The 6126-nt window shown below is 74.9% G+C and carries 4 protein-coding genes; 1 reads left to right on the forward strand and 3 read right to left on the reverse strand.

Annotated features, from left to right (window positions below):
• Positions 1-165: 165 nt before the first annotated feature.
• The 3 genes from ACFWBW_RS32955 to ACFWBW_RS32965 all read right to left on the reverse strand — a co-directional run bounded on the left by ACFWBW_RS32955 (position 166) and on the right by ACFWBW_RS32965 (position 5014).
• Complete coding sequence (locus ACFWBW_RS32955; RefSeq protein WP_385380462.1) at positions 166-1485, reverse strand: hypothetical protein; 1320 nt, start codon at positions 1483-1485, stop codon at positions 166-168.
• Between the two features lie 322 nt (positions 1486-1807).
• The gene (locus ACFWBW_RS32960; protein ID WP_385380465.1) at positions 1808-2449 is read right to left on the reverse strand and encodes a DUF4291 domain-containing protein; all 642 of its coding nucleotides are present in this window, start codon (positions 2447-2449) and stop codon (positions 1808-1810) included.
• Between the two features lie 84 nt (positions 2450-2533).
• The gene (locus ACFWBW_RS32965; protein WP_385380468.1) at positions 2534-5014 is read right to left on the reverse strand and encodes a helicase C-terminal domain-containing protein; all 2481 of its coding nucleotides are present in this window, start codon (positions 5012-5014) and stop codon (positions 2534-2536) included.
• A gap of 86 nt (positions 5015-5100) precedes the next feature.
• Here ACFWBW_RS32965 and ACFWBW_RS32970 point away from each other — a divergent pair, with 86 nt between their 5' ends.
• The gene (locus ACFWBW_RS32970; protein ID WP_385380470.1) at positions 5101-6042 is read left to right on the forward strand and encodes a hypothetical protein; all 942 of its coding nucleotides are present in this window, start codon (positions 5101-5103) and stop codon (positions 6040-6042) included.
• Positions 6043-6126 lie beyond the last annotated feature (84 nt).

Consider the following 6126-nt stretch of genomic DNA (forward strand, 5'->3'; position numbering starts at 1 on the left):
GCTTTCTTCCTATCCTCACTCTACGACCCCGCCCATCCCCCGCCCCTCTCCGGCCGGCCGACCCCAAAGGCTCCCCCCCCACCACCGTGCGCGGGCCGGGCCCCTTCGGGGTGGTGGCCAGAGATGACTAGTGCTGTGACCCGGTGGACCTTCCCGGTCACAGCACTAGCCGCGGACGGTGCGCCGGCGGTGGGCGAACCAGGCGGCCGCGCCGCCGAGGCCGATGAGGACGGCGGCCAGGCCGGAGTACAGGGCGGTGTTGGAGTCCGAGCCGGTGTGCGCGAGGGAGCCGGTCGGCGCGGGGGAGTTGCCCGTGGACGGGGTCGTCGTGGGTGCGGGAGCGGTGGTCGCGGAGCCGGTCGGGGCCGGGGCGGTGGGCGCAGGCGAGGTGGGCGCGGGGGAGGTCGGGGCCGGCGAGGTGGGCGCCGGGGAGGTGGGCGGGGTGGTGGCCTTCGGGCCGAGCACGAACTCCCCGTCGGCGCCCTGGAAGGGGTAGGTGTTGCCCTCGGACAGGCCGACGGAGGCGGTCGCCTTGATCGGGGTGAGCTTCTTGAGCTGCGTCTTCGGGCCGAGCTTGACCTGCAGCCGCACGACGTGGTCGCCGGAGGCGGCGCCGAAGCCCTTGGCGATGACCGGCAGGGCGGCGCTGGTGCCCTTCAGGTCCTTCCAGGCGCCGTCGACCTTGACGCGCGCCCGGAGGTCGGCTGCCACGTCCTGGGACGGGTCGGCCAAGGCCACGTCGAGCCGGGTGCCGAGCCCGGAGTTGAACTGGCCGTCACCGGTGACCCGGTAGTGCAGGTCCAGCTCCTGGCAGTCGGGGGACGCGCCGTCCGAGCAGGGGGCCGCCTTGTCGAACCAGGTCTTGAGCTCGCCGGGCTTGCCCGCCGGGCTGGTCTTGAAGGTGAGGGACCCCATGCCGCCGTCCGCGATCTCGTTCTGGAAGCTCGCCGCCCGCAGGGTGAAGTCGCCGTTGATCGTCGGGTAGCTCTTGTTGAGGCCGATGGTGACCTTCCAGACCAGCTTGCCGCCGGCCGGGATCTCGAAGCCCTGCGAGGAGTTCGTGCCCGCCGGGTAGAACATGCCCTGCCATCCGTAGTCCTGCTGCCCGATCGAGAAGGAGGTCGCCGGGGCGCTCACCGGTTCGACCTTGTAGATCACATCGGCCTTCTGGAGCGGGCTGGCGCCGATGGCGTCGAGGACCATCCACGGGTGGTAGGAGGAGGGCTTGTCCGTCGTGTTGGTCACCGTCAGGTCGAAGGTCTCCGTCGCCCCGCCCCGGGTCAGCGGGCCGCTCGGGACCGGCGCGCTCATCGTGGTCTTCAGCGCCTTCGGGTTGCCCTCGTCCGCAGAGGCCGACAGCGGCGTCAGGACGGTGCCGGCGATGGCGGCGGCGACCACGGCGGCCGAGCCGGTGCGCAGGGTGGCGGTGCGCAGGGTGGCGGAGCGGAGGGCGGCGGAGCGGAAGACGGCGGAGCGAGCGGACATGGCGGATTCCCCCCAGGAATCATCAAGAACACGTGGCAGTGGTGGCCGAGAGGCCGAGAGGCAGTGCAGAGGTGAGGCAGAGGTGAGCAGAGAAAGAGAGGCTGCGCGAGGTGGCCGGCGGTTGAACGCCGTGCCGGTGGTGCGTGGTTCTCGCCGACGGCCCGGTGCTCATGTCCCCGGTCGCTGCTGCGATGAGCTGATCCTCACACAGATCACATCTTCAATCCGTCGTCGGAATGTCACCGCCGTGCAACAGGCGAGAAGGGCTCTTTTTACGGCCTGACCTGCGGAGATAGTGGAATGGGCGATACCTGTTTCGCCGCTACGCGCCCAAGTGCGCCAGCGGCCCGGCCGGGTAGGGAGTCTCCACCGGCAGCAGGGCCCGCGCCGCCTCCTCCTCGCCCGCGCGGAGCAGGCCGTGGACCTCCCGCGCCAGCGGGGTGACATCGCGGATGGAGACCGTCCACTCGTCGGCGTAGGCCCGTGACGCGGGCCCGGACAGGCCCAGTTGGAGCGAGCGGTACGGCAGCGGGTTCAGGTGCGGGTCCCGCTCCGGGTCCCACTGGACGCGGGCCGGGGCGGTGCGCAGTGCCCGCCTCCACGCCTCGCGGTCGGGGTGCACGTCCGGGGCGTAGTGCGACAGACAGGCCTCGCCCAGCGCCCGGTCGAAGCCCGCGCGGGTGATCTCGACGGCCAGGACCGTCTCCTGGTCGGCCTTGGTGGCCCAGCCGCAGCGGTACATCATCCACAGGAACGAGGGCTTGACCCAGGTCATCCGCTCCCGCTTCCAAGCGGGTGGGAACCGGCCCTCCCGGGCGGCCGGCACCCCGATCCGCGGGTGGTACGCCTGGTACACGATGAGGGTGTCGGCGGTGTGCGAGGCGCGGATCTGATGGCGGGGGACCCGGGAGGTGGGGTCGGTGGGGGTGGGGCCGGTGGGCCCGGTGGGGGTTGCGTCGGACATGGCTCCAGGGTGCGGGCCGACGCCCGGCCCGGGCCAGGGGATTTCTCTCCGGGCGCCCCGGCGCTTCCTCCGGGTGCACCCCAACTACACCTGGTCCTCCGCCAGTTCCGCGACCCCCGTGATCCGGTGCAGCGCGAAGGTCCGTACCTCGTCCGCCGTGTGGTCGTAGCCGGTGACGAAGCCGCCCTCCACCCGTACCGGGGCGATGACCCGCTGGCTCGCGGCGCCGTCGGCGTTGACGTAGCCGATCCACACCGCCGACCCGGTGAGCGCCGCCGCCTGCACGGTCGCCAGGGTCTCCGCCGCGCTCGTGCGCGGGAGTTCGCCGGGGGCACCCGGGGCGCCGGAAGGAGCCGGCTCCTTGCGGACCGCCGTCGCCGCCAGGTCGCCCGCGCGGATCGCCCGTACGGCCGCCCCCAGCAGTGTTCTGTCCGGGACAGGCGGCCCGTCGGGGACCGGTACGGGCAGGGCGCGGGCCGGGGTGCGGTGGGCGTCGGCGCGCGAGACCAGGACGTCTCCCGTACGGGATTCCGCGGCCGGGGCGTAGCCCATGGCCCGCAACCCGTCGAGCAGCGCGGTCGGTTCGGCCTGCGCGGCCAGCACGGTCGGGGCGAGGCGGCGCAGCCCGAGGCCCGCGGACCGCTTGTCGGCGAGGATCTCGTTCAGCATGCCGTCGTCGTCGCAGCGCACGTACGAGGAGGCGGCGCCGACCCGGAGGTGTCCGTGCCGCCGGGCCACGTCGTCGATGAGGTACGACAGCGGCTGCGGCACCGGGGTCCGGCTGTGCTCGGTGAGGAAGGACTGCAGGTCGACGGCGGTGTGGCCGGCGTCCAGGGCGCGGCGTACCGATCCGGGCGTGAAGCGGTACACGGTGGCCCCGCCCTTGGACTCCACCTCCGCCAGCACGGCCAGCACCTCGGCGAGAGCCCGCCGCAGCGGACCCGGGGCCACCGCCGTCAGGTCGGCCTGGAGCAGTACGTGGTCCACGGGCTCGGGCAGCAGCGGCGCGAGCAGCGGTGCCGGGTCGCGGCCCTCCAGCAGGGCCCGGCCGGGCGCGGCGAGCGCTCCCCGGCCGGTGACCCCGAGGACCTCCGCCTCGGTCAGCGTCCAGCGGGCGAGGCGGGCGCGCAGTTCGCTCGTACCGCGCACCGGCCGCTCCCAGGCGAGGCGGGCGAGTGCCACGGCCGGGTCGGGGGAGCCGCCCTCGGGGAGGTCCGCGAGGAGGCTCAGGATGCGGCGGCGCACCTCGGGGGCGGCGGAGCGGTCCAGTTCCGAGCCGAGCACCGAGAGCGTGCGGCCCTTCGCGTCCTGCTCGCCGACCAGCCCCGGGGTCCGGGTGGCGGTCAGCCAGGCCGCGGCCAGGGCCGACCAGCGCTCGGCGGGCGGGAGTTCGAGCCAGACGTCGAAGGCGGGGGTCGGGGCGTACCGCTCGTCGGCCTCGCCGTCGCTGGCCAACAGGCCCGCCGCGTAGGACAGCTCGATCCAGAACGCCGCCGACGGCTCGTCGGTGTCCAGGGTGGCGGCCGCCCGCTTCAGGTCGCGTACGGAGAGCCCGCCCGCCCGGAGCACGGGCGGACCGGCGTGCTCCCAGGACTTCACCAGCTCCTCGACCGTCGACAGCGCGGCCAGTGCCTGGCCGGCCGCGTTCGCGTCCACAAGCTGTGGACGGTGCTCGCGGTGCGCGGGAACCTCCGGGGGCAGCGGCTCCGTCGCCCGGTGCGCGAGCCCGCCGCGCAGGTACAGGGCCACCTCGCGCGGCAGCAGCACCGTGCGCGCCGTGGCCGGCAACAGCAGGCCGCGGTCGCGCAGCCAGCGCACCGGAGGCGTCGGATGGGGCGTCACTTCCCCGTACGGCGGGCCCCACACGAGCCGGCCCAGCACCTGGTGGGCCTCCGCCGGAGCCTCGTCGAGCAGCGCCGACATCCGCTCCGGGTCGGTGAACAGGGCCGTCAGCGCGGTCACCGCCGACACCGGGTCGTGCGTCGGGGGCAGCCCGACGGCCGCCACGATCTCCTGGATCCGGGTCGGCGACATGCCCGCCGTGGCCTCGGCGACGGTCGGGCCGAGCCCGGTGGGGGAGGGCCGCGTCGCGGAGGGGGCGAGCAGCTCGCGGGCGGTGCGCACCAGGCGCAGCCGCTCGTCGTCACCCCAGACCAGGGCCTGCTCGCGCAGGGTCGCCAGGGCGCGGGGGAGTTCGGCGCGGGCCCCGTTGTCCTCGCCGGAGGTGGTGCCGGTGTCGCCGCTGAGCAGGGCCTCCAGTACCGCGTACGGGCAGGGCTCCGGGCCCACCGCGAGGGCCTCGGCACTCTGCAGGGCGAACCGGTCCAGGCGGTCCAGCGCGCGCACCACCGAAGCCCGGGTCCCGGCCCGCGTGGCGAGCTGCGTGACGTCTCCGGGGACCGGGCTCAGCAGGTCCGGCCGGGCGCGCAACAGGGCGCCGAGCCCGTCGTCGTCGCGGGCGCGCAGTGCTTCGGCGAGGGAGCGCGGAGCGCTTCCCGCGGTGCTCGGGTCAGGCACGGTCGTCGCCTCCTGGTCGCGTCGGCCGGTCAGTCGGCCGGTCCCCATCCGGTCAACGGTATCCGCTGCGCCCCCGGCCGCTCCACGGGCGCACGCGCTACCTTCGCTTGAGGTGGCACGGGAGGAGCCGGGGCGTGGGGATCGAGAGCGACCATCTGGTCTACGAATATCTGAGCCGGGTCGGGGACTTGGCGCAGCGCAGGCACCTGTCGTCGGGCGACCGGATGCGGCTGGTGGCGGGGCTGCGGGACGAGATCGACCGGCGGCGGGCCAAGTACGAACCGGAGACTCCGGCGGCGGTACGGAGCATCCTGGAGCGGATCGGCACGCCCGAGGAGGTTCTGGATACGCTGCCGGCGGTGGGCGCGGCGGCCGATGGCCCTCCTCCCCCTCCCTCGGCTCCGGCCCCGGCCGCTCCCGCGGTGCCGGTGCAGCGGGGGGCCGCGCCGCCGCACCTCGCGGGGCTCGACGAACTGGGTGCGGGCGAGAAGCTGGAGCCCGACTGGTGGACGGTCGGGCCGGGATCGACGGTGGAGGGCTTCGCGGGCGGGATCGAGATCCCGGAGCTCCTGAAGGGACCCGGTGCGGGGCCGGGTGAACCCGGCGGTGACGCGGACCCGGCTTCCGCCGGGGCCGCCCCGGAGGGTGGGCGGCCCACGCTCATGGGCTACCTGCGCGAACGCCGCCGCCGGGCGAAGGCCGAAGCCGCGGCGGTCGTCCCCGCTGTGGTGGCTGCGCCGAGGCGGAAGCCGTACGCCTTCCTGATGCTCGCCGGGGTGGCCCTGGTCGCGGGGGCCGTCTCCGGGTACTGGCTGCTGCTCGCCGCGGGCTGGCTGCTCGCGTACGCCTCGCGCGTGCTGGGTGCCGCGGAGCGGAAGTGGGTGGTCTTCGGGCTGCCCGGGGTGGTGTTCGCGGGGGCGGTGGTGTGGTTGTGGGGCCGGCTGAACGGGCGGTGGGGTGCTCCTCTGGCCGACGAGGCCCTGAGCGGTGCCTTCCAGGGCCTGCTGCCCTGGCTGGCGCGGGCCGCGGCGGTCTCCTCGGCGGTCTACCTGTTCTGGCGCTCCCGCCGTCGCTGATCCCCTCCGGGGTCGGTCGCCTGGTGCGGCGCCGTTGCCGGGGGCCGGTCCCCGGGCCCCTGCGCCTCAAGCGCCGGCGGGGCT

It is taken from the genome of Streptomyces sp. NPDC059957 (genome assembly GCF_042730015.1).
GTDB lineage: Bacteria > Actinomycetota > Actinomycetes > Streptomycetales > Streptomycetaceae > Streptomyces.